A 26,127-nucleotide genomic window follows, 5' to 3' on the forward strand; every position below is an offset into this window, starting at 1 on the left:
TCCGTCCTTCCAATGGACCAGACTCTAATCAAGCTTGGAGGAAAATCAGGGGGTCACGTCAGCGCGGCCGGGTTTTGGGACTTTGCCATCATTCCGAATGGTGCTGGCCAACGGCTGCTTCCTTTAGAGCCAGACATTTTGCGCTAGATCCCATCCGTGGCCGAATATCAGCAAGTCTTGGCCATTAACCTGCTGACGGCTGCACCAGCGCGCCGAGAGAAAGCTTCTGTACTAAATCTCAGCCTTGTTACGGCCATGAGCGAAATTACAGACCATACCGTTCGTTAGACAGATTAAGCCTTGGTCAACCCGAGAAGAAAAGCGGGATTAATGGAGTATTGAACCGATGGTCCGACCGGTCCTCGCTCCGCTTCGAGGCGACGGAAATCATATGCCCTGTCATAGATGAATATCGGACGCTTCTGATCGTCGAGCACGCCAAGAAAACCGTACCAAAGGAGCAACTCAACGACCTCAGCTATCTCAAGGCCGAGACTGTTCCGGGCGAGGATGGATTCGAGCTCCTCATGGGATAGTTGGGCGGGAGCTCCGATGAATGCGTAGAATATGTCCTCGGGCGTTCCCGCCAGATCGCGCATCTCGTAGGCGAAATCGGAAACTAGGTAGAGAGACATCTGCCGCGCGCCCTCGTTCACATCGTCGGTAGTGACGAACCCATGTCCTCGGTTGATAGCGAATGACAAAGTGCGCTCCATCACGTCGATAAGAAAGCGTGGTCGACGCAGCGACGATTCTATGAGCTTGTCTATGGCGGTGACGCCGGGCGCAATCTCAGGGTTGATCGCAGCCCAGGCATCCTCGTGGTGGGATTTGTCTAGCGTGCTGACAATCCGCTCCCACAGCAGATGCCTAAGCTGTTCTGGGTCCGACCAATCGACCTTGATGACGTTGTATTTTCCCCGATCAGACGTCTGCTCGACGAGTCGCTCGTAGATGTCGCTTCGTAAGAAAACTAAGTGACGGAATCCGAGTCCCCGACGACTGAGATCACGCTGGATTTTGTTGAGTACCTCGATCAGATGTCGGATTGTAGCGACATCATGAGATTCAACCTGAAGCGGTGGCCAGCCCTTGTCTAGATCGTCAATCAAGATCACAATTTCGGAAAAGTAGTCGGCGAACGAGAGGATTGCTTCTCGCAAACGGGGTATAGGTCGCTCGAAAAGAAGGTTAGTGATTTGGCTCCTAACATCCCGATCGCTCCTCGCATTCGCAAGTGTCGATACAACGAGATCGATTGCCGTCTTTAAGCGCGACGTGAAATCGCCTGAAACGACGGATTCGTCGAGCGAAAATTCTTCTTCAATAGCCCTAATGCGCTCTTGAAGTGGAAAGTTATTTTTTGACTTAGGCAGTAAGTCTTCTCGAATTTTTAATAGAGCCTCGAGGAGCATGACATATTGCCAAAAGGCGGCGATTGTGTGATCGAACACACCAACAGCGACCACACTAAGAAGGCTCTCGCGCATCTCGCTCAAATTGTGGCTTGCTGGTCGGAGATCGACGATGCAACGCTCTCTATCCTTCTGAAGGCTTGTTATGACCTGAAAGTAGATCGCAGACTTTCCCGCCCCCTTCCGACCTATGACTACGCCACCCTCAGCTCTGATCGCCCGAGCGAATTCGGCGGTCCGAATGAAGTAATCTTTCAACTGCTGAGTTTCATATTCCGCCACAGGCGATCCGAGATCGATCTGACCGAGGAGACCTAGGTCATCCCGTCTGGATCGCGCGGATACCTCTTGGTTGCGGATTAGGGTCTGCGCACAATAGGCCTCGACGTGGTTGAACGTCTCCTTGCGGAACGTCGAATTGGTGATGAAATCTCGATAGTCAGCGGGCGCCGGTCCGTTTCCGTATTGGAGCGCAAGAGGTTCGAGATCAAATCCGTGCGCGAGCCCGAGCAGAAAGGCGGCGCGCAGATTGTGCCGGTTGGCGTCAACGATATCGTCGCTAAGGATCGGAATAATTGCGCCCGCCGAGGCCGAAATGCTCTCGACCGCCTGAGCAGCCGTCAACCTAGGGACCTCCGACGGATCGAACGCTCGATAACGGACGTGAGAGTTGTCGATCGCAGCGATGATATGGTTCCGGAAGTCAGTCTTCTTGAGACAATCGAGAACAAAAAGCGGCTGGGAATGGTCTTTGGGCCGATAGAACTTTGTAGACCAAGCGATGCTCTGCCATTCCTTGAGCTTGTCGTGTAGCTCCTCAGCATTCGCGTAACTCGCCCAACCGAGTGTATCGAAAAGGCCATTTTCGGAGAGACGTTTGGCGGCCTTTTCCACCGCAATATTGACGGTCGGGATCACAGGGCGGCCCACTGCGGCAGCGAATCCCATCTCGTAATAAACGTTGAAGTTTGGGTAGGTCACGTCGGCAATGAGAAGATTTGCCTCGCGGATCTCATCCCTAATGAGGTCATCCAGCTTGAGCCCGACGATTTTCATCTTTTCCCAAGGTTTGATGGACAAGCTGTCCCCATCGGTAAGCTCGATCACACCTTTTACGGCCTCACCGACTATCGGTGTTTCGCCAGGATAAGCAAAAAACGCGGTCTTCAAGCTGCCCTCCACCCGATTGACTGGTGACTTTGCCAGATCACTTGCCCGTGGGAAAGGCTTATCGCGCAATGGCCCAGGCTAGCCAGTTTACGAACTTTCGAGAATTCTGGGCACAATATACGCAATTGTCGCCATAACCGGCCGCATTTCGTCTGGGTCAGGGTCAGGAATTCCGGGGACAGGGAATTCCGGGTACAGCATACCTAACTTTGGTCACCCGGCCATCCCATCCCCGCCCCCCTTGACCACCACCCGCAAAACCCCGATTGGACCCATCGGCTCCCCCCGATCGGAGGTGTTTTCAGGTCCATGCGGCGTGGTTGGTCCCTTACCTTGCAGCAGCGTATCCAGGCCGATCGCGGCGCGCCGCTCTACATGCAACTGGCCCATGCGCTGATTCACGAGATCGAGCGGGGGCGGTTGCAGCCGGGGTCGGCTTTGCCGAGCAGCCGGGAGCTGGCGCAGGAGCTGGGCTTCAACCGCAAGACCGTGGTGACGGCTTACGAGGAACTGGTGGCGCAGGGCTGGCTGGAAGCGGCCGGGCGCAAGGGGACGGCGGTGGCAACCAGCCTGCCGCGCAGCCGGCCCGGCGCGGCGGCCAAGGCGCCGGAGGCCAGTCCGCCGATCGGGCGGCGGCCGATCTATCGCTTCGTGCCTCCGCCCGATCGGCCGATCGCGGTGCCGCCGGGCCGGGTGATCAAGCTGGACGAAGGCAGCCCGGACGGCAGCCTGTTCCCGCCCGAGCCGCTGGCCCGCGCCTTTCGCACCGCCGCGCTCTATGCCGCGCGGCGCCAGCAACTGGGCTATCGCGATCCCTGCGGCAGCGACAAGCTGCGCGCCAGCCTGGCCACGATGCTGCGCGAGGAGCGCGGGCTGGTGGTGGATGCGGAAAACATCTGCGTCACGCGCGGCAGCCAGATGGGCATTGCGCTGGCCGCGCGCCTGCTCGCCCGCCCCGGCGCCGTCGCCCTGGCCGAAGCGCTGACCTATGAACCCGCCGTCGCCGCATTCCAGGCCGCCGGCGTGCCGGTGCTGCCCGTGCCGCTGGACGACGAGGGTATCGACGTGGACGCGGTGGAGCGCGCCTGCCGCAGCCGCAAGGTCTGCGCCGTGTTCCTCACCCCGCACCACCAGTTCCCCTCCACCGTCTCTCTCGCGCCGGAGCGGCGGCTGCGCCTGGTCGAACTGGCCCGCCAGTTCGGCTTTGCCATCATCGAGGACGATTACGACCACGAATTCCGCTTCGGCTCGCAGCCACTCCTGCCCATGGCCGCCTATGCCCCCGACGTGGTGATCTATGTCGGTTCGCTGTCCAAGCTGCTGCTGCCGGCGCTGCGCGTGGGCTATATCGTCGCCCCTGCGCCGGTGATCGCGGCGGCGGCGCACCAGGTCTCGATCCTGGATGGCATGGGCAACAGCCTGACCGAGGATGCCGTGGCCCTGCTGTTCGAGGAAGGCGAAGTGCGCCGCCACGCGCGCAAGGCCACGCGCATCTATGGCGAGCGGCGCGACGCGCTGGCCCGGGCGGTGCAGGCCGAACTGGGCGCCATGGTCAGCGCGCGCCTGCCGGCCGGGGGCCTGGCGATGTGGCTGGAATTCCAAGACCTTGCTGCGCTGGCGCGGATCGAGGCAGGCGCGGCTGCGGCGGGCATCACCTTTGCCCAATCGGCCTCCTACCGTCTCTCGCCCGAGGCGCCGCACGGCCTGCGCCTGGGCTTTGCCAGCCACCCGGCAGACCGCACGGTGCAGGCGGTGCGCGTGCTGGGCCAGTTGGGCCGGGGCTGACGCCACCTGCTGGCTCCCGGCTGCTGGCCCCCTGTGGATTGCAGATCTGGCACTTTTGCCGGGCCAGCCATGCGGCATGATGCCGGCCATGGACTTTCCCTCTGGCACTCCGGCCGATCTTGCCCGGCTTGTTGCGGACTATCCGCTGGCGTGGCTCGTCAACAGCGGCGCGCACGGCTTCTTCGCCACGCCGCTGCCGCTGGTGGCGGAGCTGGACGGGCAAGGGCATGTCGCCGCGCTGATCGGCCACTGTTCGCGCCGCAACGCGCAAGTCGCCGCCTTGCAGGCCGATCCCCGCGCGCAGGTGCTGTTCATGGGGCCGCAGGGCTATGTCTCGCCCGCGCTGGTGTCCCGCCCGCAGTGGGCGCCCACGTGGAATTTCGCCGTCGCGGTCTTTGCCGTCACGGTGGCTTTCGATGATCCCGGCACGATGCCCGCCGTGCGCCGCCTGACCGACCATGTCGAGGCGGGGCAGGAACAGCCGTGGCGGATCGAACAGGCCGGAGACCGCCTGCCGCACCTGATGGCCCGCATCATCGGCTTTCGCGCCACGGTCACCGCCAGCGATGCGCGGTTCAAGCTGGGGCAGGAGGAAAACCTGCCAGAATTGCTGGAAATTCTGTCCGGCCATGCCGATCCGGCGCTGGTTGGATGGATGCGCCGGCTCAATGCAGACCGCCTGCACGAACAGGTGGCGCCACACGGGGATCAAACCACAGGATAGCCGAACCGGGCGATCCATGACATGCACAGGGGAAAGACCATGAGGACCACATTGCATCTTGCCGCCCTGGCCGGCGTTTCCGCCCTGGCCCTGGCCGTCCAGCCCGCGTGTGCGGCTGAGGAACCGGCGGCCGAAGGCGCTGGCACCATCGTCGTCACCGCCACCAAGCGGGCGGTCGCGCTGGACCAGGCGCCGATCGCGGCCAGCGCGGTTTCGGGCAAGGACCTGGCCGCCGCCAACGCGCAGAGCCTGGGCGACTATATCGCCCGCCTGCCCGGCGTGGTGTTCAACGATTACCAGCCCGGCGTGTCCGAAGTGGTGATCCGCGGGATTGCCGCCACCACCTATCACGAACAGGGCCAGACCACGGTCGGCTATTACCTCAACGAAGTGCCGGTGGTGGAGCCGGGCTTCCCCATTGCCATTCCCGATGTCGACACGTTCGATCTCAACCGGGTGGAAGTTCTGCGCGGTCCGCAGGGCACGCTGTTCGGCTCCTCCACGCTGGGCGGCCTGGTCAACTATGTGGTGAACCTGGCTGATCCCACGAAGATCGATGCGGCGGCCTCCGGCCTCGTCGGCACCACCAAGAACAGCCATGGCGAAGCCAACTATGCGGCCAAGGCCATGGTCAACGTGCCGCTGATCCAGGACAAGCTGGCGGTGCGCCTCGTCGCGCTGCAACGCTTCGATGCCGGTTATCTCGACAATCCGGGCACCGGCGTGAACGGCAGCAATGATTTCCGCACGCGCGGGCTTCGCGGTTCGGTGGTGTTCACGCCCAGCGCGGGCACCAAGCTCAGCTATCTGTCCTCTTGGCAGGACACCTATCTGGAAGACCAGACCTACCTCGATCTCGATCATCCGTATCAGCGCGTCACCGCGCGGGCGGAGCCGCAGCGCACCCGCTTCTGGCTCAATTCGCTGCGCCTGGACCAGGATCTGGGCGGCGCGGAACTGACCGCGATCGGCTCTATCGTGGAAAAGCACAATTTCACGCAGTTCTCCTATCCCTATTACTATGTCACCGGCGTCACCACCGGGGCGGGGGCGGCCTATTCGGCGGGCAATGCGCGGGCCAACATCAAGACCGGGGAAGTGCGCCTTGCCTCCAAGGGCGAAGGGCCGCTGCGCTATCTGATCGGCGCCAGCTACATGGAGGCGCGCAAGTACAGCTACGACCAGATTTTCCAGTCGGGCGCAGAGGCCTATATCGATGCCAACCCCAGCCTGTTCGGTGGCTATGCCGGCAGCGTGCTGACGCCGGGCGACCGGCTCTATGGCTATATCTCCGATACCTTCAACCAGGACGTGGGCGTGTTCGGCGAAGTCAGCTATGCCCCGCGCCACGATATCGAGATCACCCTGGGCGGCCGCTATTTCTGGAACCGCTACAATGCCACGGTGATCAACCAGGCTGGCGCCCTGGGCGGCTATGAAGGCGGCTATCACGCCACCGACGCCACAGGCTATGTCTCCAACAAGGAAGACGGCTTCACCCCCAAGGTGACGATCACCGCGCGGCCGACCAAGGATTTCATGGCCTATGCCACGTATTCCGAAGGCTATCGCGTCGGCGGGATCAACCCCAATGCCGGCCTGCTGCCCACGATCCCGGCCAAGTACAACAGCGACCGGGTGAAGAACTACGAAATGGGCGTGAAATTCCACGCACTCGACAATCGCCTCTATGTCGAGGCCACGGTGTTCAACATCGACTGGAAAGGCATCCAGGCCCGCCTGTTTGGCCCGGCGCCATCCTATTATTCCTATGTTTCCAATGCCGGCAGCGCGAACATCAGCGGCGTGGAACTGGCCGCCACGGCGCAGCTTGCCCGCTTTGCCAGCTTCAGCACCAGTGCCACCTTGCAGGATGCGCGCCTCACCGCGTTCCTGCCTGATACGTTCGCAGTCGGCGGCGGCTATGCTTCCGGCTCGGTCCTCCCCGGCTCCTCGCGCTGGTCGGTGGCCAACAACCTCAAGTTCGAATTCGCCGATGCTGCGCTCAAACCGTCGTTCGAAGTGGCCCACCGCTATCTTTCCTCGGCGCCGGTGGCCTTTGGCAACACCGCCACGCGCGGCAATTTCAACATCTTCGATCTGCGCGCCGGGGTGACTGTGGGCGAGAAGCTGCGCGTGCTGGTCTTTGCCAACAACGTGTTCGACAAGTTCGGCATTCTCAACGCACCGTTCACGTCGCAGGCGACGCCGGCCGGCTCGATCGTGCGCCCGCGCACGCTGGGGCTGCGGGTGGACTGGTCGCTCTGATGCGCCAGACAGCGTCTGCGCTCGCCGCGCTGCTGGCCTTGGCAGCCTCGGGCTCGGCACCGGCGCGGACGCTCACCTATCAGGCGCACGAGGCAACCTGGGCGCAACCGGCGCTCTCGCCTGACGGCGCCTGGTTGTGGTTCGATCTGCTGGGAGATATCTATCGCATGCCAGCGGGCGGCGGCACGGCGCGCCCGGTGCTCACCGGCACGGCGTTCGAACGCTTTCCGGTGCCGTCGCCAGACGGGCAGTGGATCGCGTTCCTGTCCGACCGGTCGGGCGTCACCAACCTCTGGGTGTCCCGCCCCGACGGCCGCGATGCTCGCCCGCTCACGCATGAAGCCGCGCTGGTGCTGATGACCTCGCCGGCTTGGGCGCCGGACGGGCGCAGCGTCTATGTCAGCCGCGCGGTCCACGCCGTGCTGGCGTTCGAGCTGTGGCGCGTGCCGCTCGATGGCGGCGCGCCCACCGTGCTGGTCAAGGCGCAGCCCACCGGCAACGAAGGCTGGGACGATCGCGTCAACGCGCTCGGCGCCGCACCGTCCCCCGATGGCAAGGCGGTGTGGTATGCCACCAAGCGCGGCCACACCTGGACCGAAAAAGACCCGCCCACCTGGTCGATCGCGCGCCAGGATCTGGTCAGCGGGGCGGTGGAGACGGTCGTGCCGGGCGGCTTGCGCCCGGTGCTCTCGCCCGATGGTACGCTGCTCGCCTATGCCGCGCGGCGCGATGGCACCACGCCGGCGACCAGCGAGACCGGCCTGCGCCTGCGCAATCTCAAGACCGGAGAAGACCGCTGGCTGGCCTGGCCGATCGATCACGATGGCCAGGAAGGCGGCTATTACAACGGGCTGACCCCCGGCTATCGCTTCACCCCCGATGGCCGCGCGCTGATCCTGGCGCGTGATGGCGGCTTCGTGCGGATCGACCTGGCGAGCGGCACGCAGACACCGCTGCCCTTCACCGCACCGGTGCGCCTTGCCCTCGCCCCGCAAAGCCGCGTGCGGCAACGCGTGGAAGACGGCGCCACGGTGCGCACCCATCTGGCCGAAGGCGCCGCGCTGTCGCCAGACGGGCGCCGCATCGCCTTCACGGCGCTGGGCACGCTCTATGTGGCGGACCGCAATGGCGGCGCGCCGCACACGCTGTTTTCCGGCAATGCCTTCCAGCCGGCCTGGTCTCCCGATGGCCGGACCATCGCCTTCGTGCGCTGGAGCGCCGAGCACGGCGGCAGCGTCTGGACCATTCCGGCCACCGCCGGCCCGCCGCGCGAATGGGGCAAGGCGGGTGCCTATTGGTCCGAACCGCGCTGGAGCCGTGACGGCACCACGATCATGGCCCTGCGCGCGGCGCAGTTCGACCGGCTCCATGCCGGAAACGAACTCGATCCCGCCTGGCCGGTCGATGTCGTGGCGCTGTCCGGGCCTGGCGCCGTGCCGCGCGTGATCGCGCATGGCGCCGGGCTGCGCCACCTGCAACAGACCGACGATGGCGCGTGGTATGTCACCAGTGGCGGCGCGCTGGCGCGGATCGAGCCGGACGGCACCTTGCGCCCGCGCGCGCGCATCGTGGCGCGGGCGGCCGGGCAATATGTCAAGGAACCCCGGCCGGTGGACGAGTTGCGCCTGTCCCCCGATGGCCGCTGGCTGGCCGCGCGCACCGCATTCGAATTGCACCTCCTGCCGCTGCCGCCCGGCGACCAAACGGTCAACCTGGCCGATCCTGCCTCGGGCGACCGCCAGATCACCCGCATCGGCGCCGATACCATGCGCTGGGACGGCGATGGCCTGTCGTGGACGGTGGGGCCGTTCTGGCACCACGCCGATGCGGCAACGCTCGTCCGGCCCGATCCCGAAGCGGCCACGCGCGCGAGCGATCTGTCGGTACAACTGCCGCGCGCGCTGCCCGCTGCACCCCAAGTGCTGCGCGGTGCGACGGTCCTGACCATGGACCACGGCGCCGTCGTGCCCGATGCCGATGTGGTGATCGTGGGAGACCGCATCGCAGCGCTCGGCCCGCGCGGCAGCGTGCCGGTTCCGGCCGATGCAACCGTGCGCGATGTAACCGGCAAGTTCATCATTCCCGGCCTGATCGATGCCCACGCGCATTTCTTCCCGATCCCGCGCACGATCCACGATGGCACGCATTGGGAATTTCCGGCGCTGCTCGCCTATGGCGTCACTTCGGTGCTGGAAGTGCAGCCGTTCACGCCGGACATCTTCGCCTATGCCGATCGCATGGACGCCGGACTGTCCACCGGCCCGCGCCTGTTCAGCACCGGTCCAGGCGTCTTCGTCAACAGCGCGATCACCTCGCAAGCCGTGGCGCAAGACGTGCTCACCCGCTATCGCGACGCCTATCGCACGCGCAACATCAAGAGCTACATGGTCGGCGACCGGGCCGCGCGGCAGGCCATGGCCGGCGCGGCACGCGCGCTTGGCATGATGCCCACCACCGAAGGCGCGGCGGACTATGTGCTGGAACTGACCCACGCGATCGATGGCTTTTCGGGTAACGAGCACAACCTGCCGATCACCCCGATCCACGATGACGTGATCCGCCTCTTCGTGGCGAGCCAGATCGCCTATACGCCCACGATCACGGTGCTGTATGGCGGCCCGCCGCTGCTGTTCGATGCGGTGGAAAACCGCGCGCCACAGGCCGATGCGCGCCTGGCGCGCTTCACCCCGCCCTTCGTGCTGGCGGCCAAGCTGCGCGATCGGCACTGGACGGCGGCACCGTGGCAGACCTGGCCGCGCTTTGCCGCCGATGCCATGCGCCTGCGCCGGGCTGGCGGCCTTGTCGGCGTCGGCAGCCATGGGGAAATGCAGGGCCTGGGCCTGCACTGGGAAATGGCCGCGTTCGTGGCCGGGGGCGCCACCGCGCAAGAGGCGCTGGAAATGGCAACGATCGACAACGCCCGCATCACCGGCCGGCCGGATGACCTGGGCAGTGTCACGCCGGGCAAGCTGGCCGATCTGGTCGTGCTCGATGCCGATCCGCGCGCCGACATTGCCAATGCCCGCGCCGTGGCCCTGGTCCTGCGCGGCGGGATCGCGTTCGATGGCAAGACTCTGGCGCGCGACGGAGAAACGCCGCCTGCGCCGTGGTGGCAAGAGGCGCTGCCATGAAGCCTGCCACGCTGCGCGCCTGGAGCAAGGTACACACCTGGTCCAGCCTGATCTGCACCCTGTTCCTGCTCATGCTGGCGCTCACCGGCCTGCCGCTGGTGTTTCATGACGAGATCGACCGGCTGACCCACCCGCGCGCGGCGGAGAGCTGGACGGCAGCCGAACTGCTGCCGATCGACCAGGTGATCGCCGCCACGCTCGCGCGTCAGCCCGGCCAAGTGCCGATCTACCTCAGCTTCGACGAGGATCGGCCGGTGATCAACCTTACCACCGGCCCCGCCAGTGACGCGCCCGAGGCAGCAATGCGGTTCAATCCGATCGACCTGCGCACCGCCGCGCCGCCCCTGGGCGATGCGCCCGGCCATGGCGTGATGGACATCGTGCTCGATCTGCACAAGGACATGCTGCTGGGCAAGGCGGGCGAATATTTTCTGGGTGCGATGGGGCTGTGCCTTGTCGTCGCGCTGGTGTCTGGCGTGGTGCTCTATGCCCCGTTCGCGCGCAAGCCGGGCTTTGCCACGGTGCGCCGGGGCAAGTCCAACCGCCTGCGCTGGCTCGATTGGCACAACGTGATCGGCGGGGTGACACTGGCCTGGGCCATGGTCGTGGGCGTGACCGGCACGATCAACACCCTGGCCGATCCGATCACCGCCTGGTGGCGTGCCGATGCACTTGCGCATCTGGTGCACGACAGGAACGGTGCGGTCCTGCCCTATCGCCCTGGCCTGGCCCAAATCGCGTTGCGCAATGCCCAGGCGGCAGTACCCGGCAGCCAGGTGCAGTTCGTGGCTTTCCCCGGCGCCGCGTTCAGCAGCCGCGATCACATCGCAGTCTACCTCAAGGGTGCCACCCCACTCACCGCCAAGCTGCTCACTCCGGTGATGGTCGATGCCCGCAGCGGCACGGTTGACGGCGTCGCCCCGATGCCGTGGTATATGAAAGCGCTGCTGCTCGCGCAGCCGCTGCACTTTGGCGATTACGGCGGCCTTGCCATGAAAGTGCTGTGGGCCCTGCTCGATCTGGCCAGCATCGTCGTGCTGGGCAGCGGGCTTTATCTCTGGCTGGGCAAGCCACGTCCAGCCCGGCGGGAACGCCGCGCGTGAAGCATCCGTTGGTACCCATCGCGATCATCGCCGCAGTGTCGCTTGCCGGCATGATCGCGGGCCTGGCGGGCGATGGCTGGGAAGACCGCGCTGCGGCGCTGGGCCTGATCGTCAGCCTGGCCCCGATCCTCTGGGCCTTGCGCCGCGCGAAAATCTAGGCCGCTGCCATCTCTGCTATGGCTGACGTGGCAGCCAGCGAAGGCAGCGCCGGTTCCAGGCGATTGCGCCCCAATGTCTTGGCGCAATAGAGCGCGCGGTCGGCCAGGCCAAGCAAGCTCGCCACATCGCGCGCGGCCGTTTCCAGTTCGGCCAGCCCACCACTCACCGTCGCGCTGACGGCCACGCCGGTGCGAGACACGACCGCGCTGTCGGCAAAGCCATCGAGCACGGCCTGCCCGATGCGCCGCGCCGCCGCGCCATCGCGCCCCGGCAGCATGATGGCGAATTCCTCGCCGCCGATCCGCGCCAGCAAGGCATCGGGGCCGACCACCTCGCGCAGCACCCGCGCAAAGGATTTGAGCACCTTGTCGCCCGTGGCATGGCCAAAGCGATCGTTGATAGACTTGAAATGATCGATGTCGAACGCCAGCAGGGCCAAGTCACCCTGCGCGCCGGCGATCATCTCGGCGCCCTGGCTGAAGAACCAGCGGCGGTTGCCCAGTTCGGTCAGGTGATCGGTCGTGGCCAGATGCGTCAGGCGCGCAGCGCCCTCTTCCCGCACCAGCGCCAGCATGACCATCGGCAGCACCACGGAATAGAGCACCCCGGCATAGAGCGTGACGCTGCTCGACAGATCGAGCGCATCCTGGCCCCATCGCGCGACCAGCACGGGCAGGATCAGCGCGCGCCCGGCGTAAAGGATGCCATGAAATCCGGTAATCACGATCAACACGTTGCGGGATCGCAGCGCCCGCAGCGGGGGACTGCGCCAAGCTTCCCATGCCGTGATCAGGCACACCAGCGCGATGGGAACGCTGGAGGCATAGAGCCAGGTCCATGTCGCCCAGGGAACGCCGCCCCAGGCCCAGAGCGCGGCCATGCCAGCCAGCACGGCGGCCGACAGGGCGCGATACCGACGCCCGCCTAGCCCCGCGACGGCCTCCAGCACGATCATGTAGCCACCCAGGATGATCAGGTTGCCCAGCGCCGCGCCGCTCACGCCGGGCATATGGCTGCGCGCGGTGGCGATGATGCAACCCACCGCCAGGGCGACATAGCCCGCGGCGCAGATGCCCAGGAAGCGGCGACGTGCGCACTGTGCCTTGCGTTCCCATACCGTCATGCCTGCACTGGCAACCAGCGTGACGACGATGAACAGATAGATCGTGAACAGGGCGTTCGTCATCGTCGGGCTTCGGTATCCTGGTCGGCGTTGCGGGATACTGCCCAGAATAGGGAAAATTTATCGTTAACTTTGTCCGGCCAGGTTTTCCATGCCGCCTAGGCAGCAAACCGCTCGACCCCGCCCACCACGGTGCGCAGCACTTTGGCCTGTTCCAGCGTTTCGGGATCGATGCGGAACAGGTCGCGGTCGAACACCGCGAAATCGGCCTGCATGCCGGGCATGGTCGCGCCGCGCAGATGCTCGGCCCGGCCGGCATAGGCGGCCTCGCGGGTATAGCCGCGCAGCGCCTGGGCCAGGGTGATGCGCTGTTCGGGATACCAGCCCTTGGGGTTCTTGCCGTCGATCGTTTCGCGCAGCACCGCGGCATAGAGCCCGGTCAGCGGATCGAGCGGCGCGACCGGCCAATCCGATCCAAAGCACACATGGGCGCCGCTGCGCACCACCGAACCGATGGCAAAGCTGGTGCGCAATCGCTCCGGCCCGATCCGCCGCACGGCCCAACGCCCATCGTCGATCGCGTGATAGGGCTGCATCGAGGCGATCACCCCCTGCCGGGCAAAGCGGCCGATCGCTTCCTCGCGCAAGTGCTGGGCATGCTCGATGCGAAAGCGCCGGTCGCGCGGGCCGTTGGTGCGGGTGACGGCGGCCATGGTATCGAGCACGATGTCGTTGGCCTCGTCGCCGATGGCGTGGGCCGTCACTTGCAGTCCGGCCCTGTCGGCCCCGGTCATCCACGCGGCCAGATCCTTGGGATCGGTAACGACGATGCCGTGCGCGCCGGATTCATCGAGATAGGGAAGATACATCAAGGCCGTACGCGAGCCCAGCGAGCCGTCGAACACCACCTTGCACCCGCCCCAGCGCACCCAGTCGTCGCCGCGCCCCTCCTGCGCCACGATGGCCGCCATGCGCTCCCAGTCCTTGAGCGGAGTGAAGTGATAGAACCGCATGCCGGGCTCGCCCTGGCGGCGCAGGCGATGGGTGATCTCGTACGTGGACCAGTCGAGGTCGGGCACATGCACTTCGGTCACGCCCTTGCTCAACCCGTGGGCAATGCCCGCGCGCACCGCCTCGTCCAGCCGTGCCGCACCGGGCTGGCCGATCGCGCGCAGCACCAGGTCCTTGGCCGCATCCTTGACGATACCGGTCGGCTCGCCCCGGGCATCGCGCACGATCACGCCGCCCGGAACATCGGGCGTATTGCGATCGATCCCGGCCAGCTTCAGCGCCAGCGAATTGCACAGGATCATATGCAGGTCATAGCGGATCACCGCCACGGGCGTGTCTGGCGTGACGGCATCGATCCACTGCCGCGTGGGCAGCGTGCCGCCCCAGCGATCCTGATCCCAGTTGCCGCCTTCCAGCCATTCGCCCTTGGGCAGTGCCCGCGCCGCCTGGGCCACACGCGCCACGAATTCATCGGGCGTGGCTGCATCGCGCAGCGATGGCTGGCTCAGCGCCAGCGAGCCGATGGTGAAATGGGTGTGGCAATCGACCAGGCCAGGGGTGACGAACGCGCCGCCCAGGTCAATCACCCGAGTGTGCGGGCCGGAACGCGCGCGCACTGCCTCGCGCCCGATCGCCACGATATGCCCGCCAGCCACGCCGATCGCGTCGCTGCGCACGTCCGGCCCGGCGCCGGTCCATACCGCTGCATTGACATAGGCCACCTCGACCGGCGCGTGCCCCGCCGCAAAAGCCCTGCCCGGCACGGCCCCCATGGCAACGGCATTGAGCGAACCCGACACGAAAGCGCGGCGCGTGACCATGGTCTTGTCTTCCCGTTTCATCCTGCAACGCTGCCACTATTTCCCGGCCAGGGCCACGGGGCAGCGTCCAGGTCGGGAATCAGGCGGGGGCCAGGGTGCCCCGCGCCGGGCGCACATCGGGCGCGTGGCGATCGAGCAGCGTGGCGCTGGCGTGGTTGAGGCCGACCAGGTCCACCTCAACACCATGGCGACGCAGGCGCGCCACCACATCGTCGAGCGTGGCCACGGCGGTCACGTCCCACAGATGCGCGGCGGTGAGGTCGATCCGCACCCGGCGCGCGGTCTCGTGCAGGTCGAACCGTTCGGCAAAGGCGTCGGCGCTCGCAAAGAACACCTGGCCCGCCACGGTGTAGACGCGCGTGTCGCTGGCCGCCTCGTGAGACACGGTCACGCGCATCATGCGCTTGACCTTGAACGCAAAGAACACGCCGCTCAGCAACACGCCGATCGCCACACCGGCGGCGAGGTCGTGCGTCGCCACGGTTACTGCCACGGTGGCCAGCATGACCACGCCCGAAACCTTTGGATGGCGCACCAGATCGGCGAGCGAGCCCCACGAGAACGTGGCGACCGACACCATGATCATGATCGCCACCAGCGCGGCCACCGGCACTTGCGCCACGATCGGGCGCAGCGGCACGAGCACCACGAGCAGCGCGACGCCGGCCACCAGCGTGGACAGGCGCCCGCGCCCGCCATAGCGGACATTGCCCACGGTCTGGCCGATCATGCCGCACCCGGCGATGCCGCCAAACAGGCCGGCGGCCATGTTGGCCAGGCCCAGCCCGGTGCATTCGCGCGCCTTGGAACTGGTGGTCTCGGTCAAGTCGTCCACCACGGCGGCGGTCATCATCGATTCCAGCAGGCCCACGGCGGCCATGGCCAGGGCATAGGGCGCGACGATGGCGAGTGTTTCCAGCGTGAACGGCACGGCGGGCAAGGCGAAATGGGGCAGTCCGGCCGGCAGGCGGCCGAGATCGGCAATGCTGCGCACCGGCATGGGAAAGGCCATGGTGATCGCGGTCAGCACCACGATGCACACCAGCGGCGAAGGCACCGCCGTGGTTACGCGCGGCACCAGGTAGATGATCGCCAGGCCCAGGCCGATCAGCGCCCAGGTGTGCCAGTCCACCCCCACGATCTGCGGCACCTGCGCCGAGAAGATCAGGATCGCCAGGGCATTGACGAACCCGGTGCGCACCGAGCGGGACACATAGTGCAGCAGCACGTCAAGCCGCAGCAGCCCGAACACGATCTGGATCGCCCCGGCCAGCACGGTGGCCGCCAGCAGATAGCCCAGCCCATGGGCATGGACCAGCGCGCCCACCACCAGCGCGACCGAACCCGCCGCGCCCGAGATCATCGCCGGTCGTCCCCCGGCAAAGGCAATGACGATGCCGATCACGAACGAGGCGAACAGGCCGACCTGCGGATCGACCCCGGCGACAAAGGAAAAGGCGATGACTTCGGGAATGAGGGCAAAGGTGCCGACCAGCCCGGCCAGGGCATCGCGGCGCAGTCCGGCCGGCCCACCGGCGAGCCATTGCGCACGATAGCGTGCAGAAAATATCGAAAACATCAGGTAACCCGCGAAAATCGCAGTGCACCGGCGCAAGGCACGGCACGAGGAAAGCTGCGAAGTGCGTTGTCCGGCGGATCGGCGGCCGGAATAGCCACCCGGAATTGCACCGGGTCCATGCGAATGGAGCGCCCTTACCAAGCGTGCCCTGCCAAGGCAATGCCTTGCGGCGGCCGGCCTATTCGCTGTGGCCGCTGATCTCTGCCCCGGCATCGGCGGCAAAGCGCCGGTTCCAGATCGTCGCGCCCAGTGAAATCGCCGTCACGCACCAAAATGCTGCGGCAAAATCGTCCAGCAAGGGCCGCGCGTGGCCGTGCAGCACCATGGCCAGATGCAGCGCCACGGCGGCGACGCAGATGCCGAGCGAAAGCATCAGTTGCTGGAACGTGGCATAGAACGCCGTCGCGCTGCTCATCTGCGCCGGCGCGATCCCGTCATAGGCGATGGTGTTGTAGGCGGTGAACTGCAACGACATGAAAAAGCCCGACAGCACCAGCACGCCAAACATCGCCCAGACTGGCCAGCCCGGCCCGAACAGCCCGCACACGGCATAGCCGGCCGTGCCGATCACTCCGTTCCACACCAGCGTGCGGCGGAACCCGAAGGCGCGCAGCACGCGCGGCGCCGCGCCTTTCATCGCCAGCGAGCCGATGGCCGTCGCCACCGTGATCAATCCGCTGTGCACCGCCGAAAAGCCGAAGCCGACCTGCATCATCAGCGGCAAAAGGAACGGCTGCGCGCCCTGGGTGATGCGGGTGATCGACCCGGCGATCACCGAAAGGCGAAACGTGCGATCCTGCATCAGGGCCAGGTTGAGAATGGCCCCCTCGCGCCCGCGCGCATGGCGTACATAGAGCACCCCGGCCAGCGCGCCCACCGCCAGCAGGCCAACTGCCAGCGGCGCCTTGCCCGCGCGGCTCGCCATTTCACAGCCGAACAGCAGGCAGCCGAGCGACACGCCGCTCAAGCCGAAGCCCGGCCAGTCGATCGCGGCGGGTGCTTCTTCGCGGAAATTGGCAATGAACCGCCCCACAAGCCACAGCCCGAGCAGCCCCACCGGCAGGTTGATGTAGAAAATCCAGCGCCAATCGAGATAAGTGACGATGAACCCGCCCAGCGGCGGCCCGATCACCGGCCCGATCAGCGCGGGCACCAGCAGCCACGACATCGCGCTGACCATGTCCTGCTTGGCCACGCTGCGCAGCAGCACGAGCCGCCCCACCGGGATCATCATCGCCCCGCCCATGCCCTGGACAAAGCGCGCCAGCACGATGAATTCCAGGCTTGGCGCCTGTCCGCAGGCAAAGCTGCCCAGCATGAACAGCGCGATCGCCGCGCGGAACACGGTGCGCGAGCCGAACCGGTCGGCCAGCAGGCCGGAGGCCGGGATGAACACCGCCAGCGCCAGCAGGTAGGACGTGAGTGCGATGCTCATTTCCGGCGGACGCACGCCAAAGTCACGCGCCATCGTCGGAAGCGCGGTGGCCAGCACCGTGGCATCGACGAATTCCATGAACAGCGCCGAAGCAACGATCAGGGCGACCAGGCGGTAGTTCGCGCCCGAAGCCTCCGGCCCGCCCGGATCGCGCGCCGGCGTCATTGCGCTGGCGGCGGGCACGATGCCGTCGCGGATTTCGGCGTTGACGGTGGCAATCCCCCTGCGGCGCGGCGTCAGCATGGGCACCGCCGGGCGGAATCAAGCAGGATCATGGGCAAACAATCGCTTCCGGTCTGGTCGGGTCAGGCCCCGTACCCGGCAAAGAACGCCGGGAACGCGCGCCGATGAAGGCCGCAACGCCGGCGGGCCTGGTTCGATCCGGCCGATATAGGCGCCGGGGCGGGATTTGGAACCCCGCCCGGAAGGGCCGTTCAGCGCTGTCCCGGCGGATCGGCCACAAACGCGGGCGGCGTCGCCTCGTCGGCAAAGCGCCAGGCCGAAAGATACGACAGTTGCAGGATGCGCGTCATCTTGGCGTAGTTGATTTTGTCCGCCGTATCGGTCGTGTGGTGGTAATCGGGGTGGAACCCGGTGAAGAACCAGAACGCGGGCACGTTGTTGAGCACGAAGGGAAACTGGTCGCTGCGGAAAAACACGTTGAGCGCGTTTTCGTGGTCGAACCGGTCATCCAGCACCAGCCCGACGCTGCGGTTCGCCTCGGCCACGGTGCGCGCATAGTCCGGGCTATAGGCCGCGCCGATCAGGTTCAGGCGGTTGGTGGTATCGGCGGGAATGTCGATGAGGCCGGTGGTCTGGTCGCTGGCGGTTTCGTTGCGACCGATCATGTCGAAATTGATCATCGCGCGGGTAGTGGCCAGCGGCCGCAGCGGATGGGCCGCCATGTAATAGGCGCCGAGCAGTCCGCGTTCCTCGGCCGCGAACACGGTGAACAGGATCGAGCGGCGCGGCCGCGCGCCATTGGCCATGAAAGCGCGGGCCAGTTCCACCACGCCCACCGTGCCCGATCCGTTGTCGTCCGCGCCGTGCCAGATGTCCGTCCCGCTCGAACCATCATGATCGTGGTGCGCGCTGATGATCACGGTTTCGGGCGCCAATGTGGGGTCCGATCCTTGCAGCAACCCGGCCACGTTCCACGTCGTACCGCGCGATCGCACGGTGTTTTCCAGATGCAGCGTCACTTGCGCGCCGGGCAAGGCGCGCGATTGCGGGGCCAGCGCCTTGTCGATCGCCGCCTGGAGCGCGCCAGGGCTCTGGCCGGCACCAGCCAGCAGCGCCTTGCCGACATCGTCGTTGATGGTGATCACCGGAATGTGCAGCGCATCATCCACCAGGGCCTGCTGCGGCAGCGGCGGATTGCGCCGCGCACTGCCGCCGACCCGCATGTAGCGATCGAAGTTAGAGGGATGCTTGCGGTTGGGCTCGGCCATCACCAGCACGGCCAGCGCGCCATGGGCCTGCGCGTTCAGCGCCTTGACGCGGTTGGTGGCATAGCGGGTGTTGCCGGTGCCGCCAAAGCGCGAGGCGGGATCGTTTTCCTGCGGCTCATGCTCGAACACCACCACGATCTTGCCCTTGGCATCGAGCCCGCGATAATCGTCATAGCCCACTCCCGGCGCGGTGATGCCATAGCCGGCGAAGGCCAGCGGCGCGGTCAGGTCCACATCGTCGCGATAGCCGCCCATGATCTGCGGCGCCTGCCAGCGCTGCGTCGTGCCGCCGCTGCTCAGCGCCAGGAAATTGGCCGCCGCATTGGGCCGGTATTCCACCAGCGGCACGCTTTGCAGGAAGCTGGGCGCACCCTTGTCGTCGCGCGCTGCCGGTGCCAGCCCGGCCTTGGCGAATTCGGCCGCGACCCACTGCACCGTGGCATCGTCGCCCGGCTGCAACGACATGCGCCCCTGCAAGGCATCGGAGGCGACCAGGCCAAGATTGGCGCGCAGGTCGCTTTCGCGGATGCGGTCAAAGCCTGCCTGCTGCCCCGCCGGCACCGGCGTGCGCGCGCCATCCTGGGCCCCATTCTGGGCCCCATTCTGGGCCAACGCGGCCACCGGCACGGCAACCGTCAGCAGAAACGTGAGTGCGGCCTTGGTCACGGGGGAAATCTCCATCGCATATCGGGGGTTGCACCGGTCTATAACCGCCCTGCCCCACCTGGCAACGGCCCCGCCCGCCAGACCGGTTCAAAAGCGATAGCTGATCCACCCGGCGACGAAATCGGAACTGCGATAGCCGGCATCGGTCAGCGCCCCGCGCGCGGCGAGATGCTCGTAGCGGCCTGTCAGCGTCAGGCGCGGCGTGGCGTTCCACACGATTTGCGCCCTTGCAACATCGGCAATCTTGCGCGCCCGGCCGTTCTGCGTACCGACAAAGGGCTGGCCATTGGCGCGATAGACCGCATCATAGACGTTGTCGCGCCAGGCCAGTTCGTATTCCGCGCTCACCCGCGCGTTGCGAAACGGCGTGAAGCTGACATTGGGCGTCACCGCCACCAGGTTCGACGGGGTGAGATAGAGCTGGTAGCTGAAATAGATGTTGTTGCCGAACGGGGCATAGGCATTGCGCAGCTTGCCGTCGCCATAGCCACCACCGCCGCTGGCATAGTCGACATGCACGCCCAGGCGCGGCGCGGTCTTGGCGTTGCCGTTGCCCAGGCGCCAGGTCTGCGCCAGGAACGCCTGCCAGGCGTCGATGCCCTGGGTCAGGAACGTGCCCCACTGGTGGTTGACCGACCAGTCCAGCCCCAGCCGGCCCACCTCGCCGCGCAACTGCGCCCCGGCGTAGAACCGCGTTGCCGGGCCGATCCGCCCACCCCAGGTGCCGACCAGATTGCGCCGCCGCCAGGCGAACAGATCGAGATAGAGCTGCGATCCACCCAGCGTGCCCTTGGGCAGCACGAACCCGGCGGTCACCCCGGAAAAGCGCCGCGCCGGATCGATCACGTCATCGTCGGTGCCCAGGTCGCCATAGGCCGTGGGCTTGAGGTCGAACAGCGTCAACCGCGCGCTGCCGGTCCGCACCCAGCCGCGAAAGCCGTTGAGGGTATAGCGGATGGTGTTGTTGTCGCGCTGCGAGACAAGGATGTTCGGCCCGTCGGTAAACTCCTGCCGGCCATAGCGCGCGCCGACCTGCGCCGCGCCCACCTCTGCCCCCACTTCCACGAAATGCTGGAGGAACACCAGATCGTTGCGCAGCGTGGCGGCCGGAACGCCCAGGTTCTGTCCGCCGATCCCGCCGTGCGACACTTCGCCATAGAGCCGCAAGTGCGGGCCGATATGGAGGTCGGCGCCCAGCGTTTCGCGGTTGATGTCCTGCCGCTGGGCCTGCGCATCGCGCAAGTTGGGGTTGGTCGTCAGGTTCATGCGCAGGCGCAACTCGCCCGACAAGGTCAGATAGCTGTCGCCATCGGCGTCGAGCGGGATGAACTTGAGCCGGTCGAGCGGATCGTCGCGCTTGGTGGGGTTCTTCATCACCCGCCAGTCCTCCGCCCAGCGCGACAGGGCATAGCTGCCCGGCGCGGCGGCGGCATCGCCATTATAGGCCAGCGGATAGCTCTTGCGCTCGGTTTCCGAGCGGGTGTCGGGCGCGGTCTCGGCCAGCGCCGGGCTGGCGGAAAGCAGGCAAAGCGGGGCCGTGGCGGCCCGCAGCCGCGAAAAACGCAGGTCCATGATGATCTCTCCCTAGATGCGCCGCTGTTTAGCCAGCGTGCGCGTGCGCCTGCGGTGCCTGGGCGGCCAGCGGCCGGCCATGCAGCGCGGCATCGAGTTGCTCGTGATCCAGCGCGTTTTCCCAGCGCGAGACCACCACGGTCGCCACGGCATTGCCGACGAAGTTGGTCAGGCTGCGACATTCGGACATGAAGCGGTCGATCCCGAGGATCAGCGCCATGCCTGCCACCGGCACTGATGGCACGATCGACAGCGTCGCCGCCAGGGTGATGAACCCGGCGCCGGTCACCCCGGCCGCGCCCTTAGACGACAGCATCGCCACGCCCAGCAACAGGATCTGCTGCCCCAGCGTCAATTCCACGTTGCAGGCCTGCGCGATGAACAGTGCCGCCAGCGTCATGTAGATGTTGGTGCCATCCAGGTTGAAGCTGTAGCCGGTGGGCACGACCAGCCCGACCACGGTCTTGCCGCAACCGGCGCGCTCCATCTTCTCGATCAGCGCGGGCAGCGCGCTTTCCGAGGACGAGGTGCCCAGCACCAGCAGCAGTTCCTCGCGCAGATAGGCGATCAGGCGCAGGATCGAGAACCCGGCCAGCCGCGCCACCACGCCCAGCACCACCAGCACGAACAGCAGCGAGGTGATGTAGAAGGCCGCCACCAGTTGCGCGAGGTTGGCGAGGCTGCCCACGCCATACTTGCCGATGGTGAAGGCCATGGCGCCGAACGCCCCGATCGGCGCCACCTTCATCACGATCGAGACCAGCTTGAACACCACGACAGAAACGTCTTCGAGCAGGTCGAGCACGCGCTGCCCGCGATCGCCCACCGAGGCCAGGGCAATCCCGAACAGCACTGCCACCACCAGCACTTGCAGGATATTGCCTTGGGTCAGCGCCGAAAGGAACGTGTCGGGAATCATCGCGCCGAGGAAACCCACGATCGTGCTTTCGTGCGCCTTGGCGGCGTAATCGGCCACTTTGCCGGCATCCAGCGTGGCGGGATCGATGTTGAGCCCGGCACCCGGGCGCATCACATTGCCCACGATCAGGCCCACCACCAGCGCCAGGGTGGAAAAGAACAGGAAATAGGCAAAGGCCTTGGCCGCCACCCGGCCCACCGCCGCCAGATCGCGCATTCCGGCAATGCCGGTCACGATGGTCAGGAAGATCACCGGTGCGATGACCATCTTGACCAGCTTGATGAACATGTCGCCCACCGGCTTGAGCGCTTCGCCCGTGGCCGGATAGAAATGGCCGAGCAGCACACCGGCGGCGATCGCGGCCAGCACCTGGACATAGAGATGCGTGTACCAGCGCCGGGCCGGCTTGGCGGCAGGCGCAGACGGATGCGGGGCGGCTGCGATCATCACGGGAATGCCTTTCGTCCTCTCGGCAGGTCGCGTTGCTCGGCCCTGCTCGACGAAAACCATAGGCGGGTGCAGCGCGGGCCGAAAGCATTTGCTACGCGGGAGATAAAACGCCTGTTTTCAGCGACCTGCCAGCTTTAAGACATTCTGCTTGTCTAAAAAATGACACATCCCGGATTTGAAATGTGCAATTTTCGGCACATTGTGCTAATCCAACGGTCATGGCTGCGTTTCGCCGATTCCTCGTCCCGGCGCTGGTTGTTCTGCTGGCTCTGGCCGCTGCTGTCCTCGCGGGTGCCTTCGCGCGCCAGGTTCTGCTCGATCGGCTCGAAACGCGCGCCATGCAAGACCTGCGCCTGCGCCAGGCCTTGCTTACCAGTGAGATTGCCCGCTTCCGCCTGCTGCCCCGGGCGCTGGCCGATGATCGCGATCTCGTCGCCGCCGCGCAAAGCGATGCACCGGCGGCGCGGACCGAACTCAACCGCAAGCTGGAAGCGCTGGCCCAGGAATTCGGCGCGGCGGCGATCTATGCCATCGATGCGCGCGGTCTGGCCTTTGGCGCCAGCAACTGGCGCCGCCCGGAAAGCTTCATCGGCCGCGACTACACGTTCCGCCACTATTTCCGTGAGGCGCTGCGCGATGGGGAGGCCCAGCAGTTCGCGCTGGGCACGGCCAGCCACAAGGCCGGACTCTATCTCGCCACCCGCGCGGCAGCAGGCCAAGCAGTGGTCGTGGTCAAGCTGGAGTTCGATGCGGTCGAAAGCGCGTGGCGTGCTGCGCCGGGCGTGACTTACGTGACCGATCGCCAGGGCGTGATCCTCGTGGCCAGCCGGCCGGCCTGGCGCTTTGCCGCAACTCTGCCGCTGGCGGCCGAGACCGCCCGCGCCGAACGCACGGCCCTGGGCGTTGCGGCACTCCCGCCCGCGCCCTTCGCCCGCACCGGCAATGGCCTGCTCACGCTCGCGGGCGACAATTCCGGGCCTTATCTGCCGGTTGCGACGGCGCCGGATGCCGCCGGTTGGCGGCTCCACCTCGCCCAGCCGCTGGCCGGTGCGGTGGAGCCGGGGGTGCGCGGTGTGCAGGCCGTGACCGCGCTGATCGTGCTGCTGCTCGGCATCGCCACAGCGGCCTTGGTCGAGCGTGCGCGCCAGCGCCGCCGCCGCACCGCGCATCTCGAAAGCGCGGTCGCCCAGGCCACGGCAGAACTGCGCAGCGAGATGCAAGAACGGGCCGCGGCCGAGGCGCGCGCCGCGACTTTGCGCGAAGGATTGCGCCAGGCCAATCGCCTGGCCACGCTGGGCCAGGTCACCGCCAGCGTCGCCCATGAAACCGCGCAGCCGGTCGCCGCCATACGCAACTATGCCACCAGCGCGGCCCTGCTGCTCGATCGCGGCATGGCGGACGAGGTGCGCGAAAACCTTTCGGCCATCACCCGCCTGGCCGATCGCATCGGCGCCGTGACCCAGCACTTGCGCGGCTTTGCCCGCAAGGGCAGCCGGGGGGACAGCGCGGTCTCGCTGGCCGAGGCAATCGACGGCGCGCGGCTGATCCTGAAAGACCAGCTCACCCGCTTGGCCCTGGTCCTGCCGCCGCTCGATCCCGCCTGGGTGGTGCGCGCGGAAAAGACCCGGCTGGAACAAGTGCTGGTGATCATCCTGCAGAACGCGATCGAGGCGCTCGCCGAAACGCCCGAACCGGCCATCACCCTCTCGGTGGCGAGCGAAGCGGCGATGCTCCACGTGACGATTGCCGACAACGGCCCCGGCCTGGCGCCAGAGATCGCCGCGCGGCTGTTCACTCCGTTTGCCACGAGCCGCCCGATGGGCCTGGGCCTCGGCCTGGTGATCGCCAAGGATATCGTCGAGGAATGCGGCGGCGCGCTGACCGTGCAACCGGGTGGGCCGGGCGCCTGCTTCCGCATCAGCCTGGCGCGGGCATCCTGACCATGACCGACACCGCAGCCGATCCCGCCCGCCTGGTCGCGCTGGTGGAAGACGATGCCGACCTGCGCGCCTCCACCGCGCAACTCCTGCGCCTTGCCGGATTTGCCGTGCAGCCCTTTGCCGATGCCCCCACCGCGCTGGCCGTGCTCGATGCCGCGTTCCCCGGCGTGGTGATCAGCGACGTGCGCATGCCCGGCCTTTCCGGCATCGACCTGTTTCGCACGCTCCATGCACGTGACGCCGAACTCCCGGTGATCCTCATCACCGGCCATGGTGACGTGGACATGGCAGTCGACGCGCTCAAGGCCGGGGTGTGGGATTTCCTGACCAAGCCCTTCGCCGCCGACGCGCTGATCGCGGCGGTCGAGCGCGCTGCCCATGCCCGCGCCCTGGCGCTGGAAAACCGCCGGCTCCAGGCCTTGGCGCAGGACCGCGCCGGCAGCGCGCTGATCGGCACGTCCCCCGCGATCCGCCGCCTGCGCGACATGGTGCCCACGCTGTGTGATGCCGATCTCGACCTGCTGATCGAGGGGGAGACCGGCACCGGCAAGGAACTGCTCGCCCGGCTGATTCACCAGGGCGGCAAGCGCCGCCGCCATCGCCTGGCGACGATCAACTGCGCCAGCCTTGGCCCGGCGCTGGAGGACGAGATCCTCTCGCTGGCGGGCGGGGCCAGCCTGGTCCACGCCAGCCGGGGCACCGTGCTGCTCGACGATATCGACAGCGCCAGCCCGCGTTTTCACCGTCTGCTCGTGCCCGTGCTGGAAGACCGCGCGCTGGCGCTGCCGGGGCGGGAGCCGGTGCCACTCGACCTGCGGGTGATCGCCACCGCCGGCACCAGCGATGCCTTGCCCCCGGCGCTGCTGCATCGCCTGGCCGGCATGCGCCTGGCGATCCCGCCGCTGCGCGCGCGGCGGGAGGACATTGCTCCGCTCTTTGCCCATTTCGCGCAGGAGGCCGCCGATCGCGCCCGCGTGGCGGTGCCCCGCCTGGTGCCGGAAGTGCAGCAGCGGCTGGAGCAGCACGATTGGCCCGGCAATGCTCACGAACTGGCCCGCTTCGCCCAGCAGTTCGTGCTCGGCCTGGTCGCGCCGGAAAGCCTCGCCTCGGCCGCCAGCACACCACCACCGCTGGCCGAGCGGGTCGATGCGTTCGAGCGCGAGGCCATCATTGCCGCCGTGCGCGCGGCGCAAGGGCGGATCGCCGGGGCGATTGCCGCCTTGGGCCTGCCGCGCAAGACGTTTTACTACAAGGTCAACAAGTTGGGCATCGATCTTCAGGCCTTGCGGCAGGAGTGACGCCCGCTAGAGCGTGATGACGTTTCAATGAAACGCCATCACGCTCTAGCACTACTTTGGCAGATTATGCATTGGCGGGTCGCTGGGGCGGCATCCGCAGTGCGGGC

16 protein-coding genes and 1 other annotated feature are annotated in these 26,127 nt (G+C 66.5%); of the genes, 8 read left to right on the forward strand and 8 right to left on the reverse strand.

Annotation, left to right across the window (positions count from 1 at the left end; genetic code table 11):
* Window positions 1-293: 293 nt before the first annotated feature.
* On the reverse strand, window positions 294-2,585 hold the full coding sequence (locus IE191_RS19665) for a P-loop ATPase, Sll1717 family (protein ID WP_191326089.1): 2,292 nt from the start codon (window positions 2,583-2,585) through the stop codon (window positions 294-296).
* Between the two features lie 333 nt (window positions 2,586-2,918).
* Here IE191_RS19665 and pdxR point away from each other — a divergent pair, with 333 nt between their 5' ends.
* From pdxR to IE191_RS19695, 6 genes are all read left to right on the forward strand, one after another.
* On the forward strand, window positions 2,919-4,370 hold the full coding sequence (gene pdxR / locus IE191_RS19670) for a MocR-like pyridoxine biosynthesis transcription factor PdxR (protein WP_229815692.1): 1,452 nt from the start codon (window positions 2,919-2,921) through the stop codon (window positions 4,368-4,370).
* A 76-nt stretch (window positions 4,371-4,446) separates the two neighbouring features.
* Window positions 4,447-5,094, forward strand: coding sequence for an FMN-binding negative transcriptional regulator (locus IE191_RS19675; protein ID WP_191326091.1), 648 nt, complete (start codon window positions 4,447-4,449; stop codon window positions 5,092-5,094).
* A 39-nt stretch (window positions 5,095-5,133) separates the two neighbouring features.
* Window positions 5,134-7,362 (forward strand): TonB-dependent receptor, encoded by a 2,229-nt coding sequence (locus tag IE191_RS19680; protein ID WP_191326092.1) that lies wholly within the window; start codon window positions 5,134-5,136, stop codon window positions 7,360-7,362.
* Window positions 7,362-10,493 (forward strand): amidohydrolase family protein, encoded by a 3,132-nt coding sequence (locus tag IE191_RS19685; protein WP_191326093.1) that lies wholly within the window; start codon window positions 7,362-7,364, stop codon window positions 10,491-10,493. Before IE191_RS19680 ends, IE191_RS19685 begins: the two co-directional genes overlap by 1 nt.
* A complete protein-coding gene (locus IE191_RS19690) occupies window positions 10,490-11,596 on the forward strand; it encodes a PepSY-associated TM helix domain-containing protein (RefSeq protein WP_191326094.1) in 1,107 nt (368 codons plus the stop codon). The genes IE191_RS19685 and IE191_RS19690 overlap by 4 nt, the downstream gene beginning before the upstream one ends.
* Complete coding sequence (locus IE191_RS19695) at window positions 11,593-11,754, forward strand: hypothetical protein (protein WP_191326095.1); 162 nt, start codon at window positions 11,593-11,595, stop codon at window positions 11,752-11,754. Before IE191_RS19690 ends, IE191_RS19695 begins: the two co-directional genes overlap by 4 nt.
* Here the strand turns inward: IE191_RS19695 and IE191_RS19700 are convergent.
* From IE191_RS19700 to IE191_RS19730, 7 genes are all read right to left on the reverse strand, one after another.
* On the reverse strand, window positions 11,751-12,941 hold the full coding sequence (locus IE191_RS19700) for a GGDEF domain-containing protein (protein ID WP_191326096.1): 1,191 nt from the start codon (window positions 12,939-12,941) through the stop codon (window positions 11,751-11,753). The genes IE191_RS19695 and IE191_RS19700 overlap by 4 nt on opposite strands.
* A gap of 95 nt (window positions 12,942-13,036) precedes the next feature.
* Complete coding sequence (locus tag IE191_RS19705; protein ID WP_229815693.1) at window positions 13,037-14,731, reverse strand: amidohydrolase; 1,695 nt, start codon at window positions 14,729-14,731, stop codon at window positions 13,037-13,039.
* Window positions 14,732-14,789: 58 nt separating this feature from the next.
* Window positions 14,790-16,289, reverse strand: a complete 1,500-nt coding sequence (locus IE191_RS19710; RefSeq protein ID WP_191326097.1) for a SulP family inorganic anion transporter — start codon at window positions 16,287-16,289, stop codon at window positions 14,790-14,792.
* Between the two features lie 64 nt (window positions 16,290-16,353).
* Window positions 16,354-16,409 (reverse strand) — a sequence feature (sul1 is cis-regulatory element that is thought to sense ions involved in sulfur or methionine metabolism; They are found in Alphaproteobacteria).
* 58 nt (window positions 16,410-16,467) lie between these two features.
* Window positions 16,468-17,967, reverse strand: coding sequence for an MFS transporter (locus IE191_RS19715; RefSeq protein ID WP_191326098.1), 1,500 nt, complete (start codon window positions 17,965-17,967; stop codon window positions 16,468-16,470).
* A gap of 191 nt (window positions 17,968-18,158) precedes the next feature.
* Entirely contained in the window at window positions 18,159-19,841 is a 1,683-nt protein-coding gene (locus IE191_RS19720) for a M20/M25/M40 family metallo-hydrolase (RefSeq protein WP_229815694.1), read from the reverse strand.
* An 87-nt stretch (window positions 19,842-19,928) separates the two neighbouring features.
* Window positions 19,929-21,413: an alginate export family protein gene (locus tag IE191_RS19725; RefSeq protein WP_191326100.1), complete on the reverse strand. Its 1,485-nt coding sequence runs from the start codon at window positions 21,411-21,413 to the stop codon at window positions 19,929-19,931.
* A gap of 28 nt (window positions 21,414-21,441) precedes the next feature.
* Window positions 21,442-22,779 carry a dicarboxylate/amino acid:cation symporter gene (locus tag IE191_RS19730; protein ID WP_191326101.1) on the reverse strand — a complete coding sequence of 446 codons (1,338 nt, stop codon included), beginning with the start codon at window positions 22,777-22,779 and terminating at the stop codon, window positions 21,442-21,444.
* A gap of 221 nt (window positions 22,780-23,000) precedes the next feature.
* Between IE191_RS19730 and IE191_RS19735 the strand changes: the two genes are divergently transcribed.
* Together IE191_RS19735 and IE191_RS19740 are read left to right on the forward strand one after the other, a co-directional pair.
* Window positions 23,001-24,722, forward strand: a complete 1,722-nt coding sequence (locus IE191_RS19735; protein ID WP_191326102.1) for a sensor histidine kinase — start codon at window positions 23,001-23,003, stop codon at window positions 24,720-24,722.
* Between the two features lie 2 nt (window positions 24,723-24,724).
* Window positions 24,725-26,020, forward strand: coding sequence for a sigma-54-dependent transcriptional regulator (locus tag IE191_RS19740; protein WP_191326103.1), 1,296 nt, complete (start codon window positions 24,725-24,727; stop codon window positions 26,018-26,020).
* Window positions 26,021-26,127: the final 107 nt, after the last annotated feature.

The sequence above is a fragment of the Novosphingobium pokkalii genome (assembly GCF_014652855.1).
GTDB classification, from domain to species: domain Bacteria; phylum Pseudomonadota; class Alphaproteobacteria; order Sphingomonadales; family Sphingomonadaceae; genus Novosphingobium; species Novosphingobium pokkalii.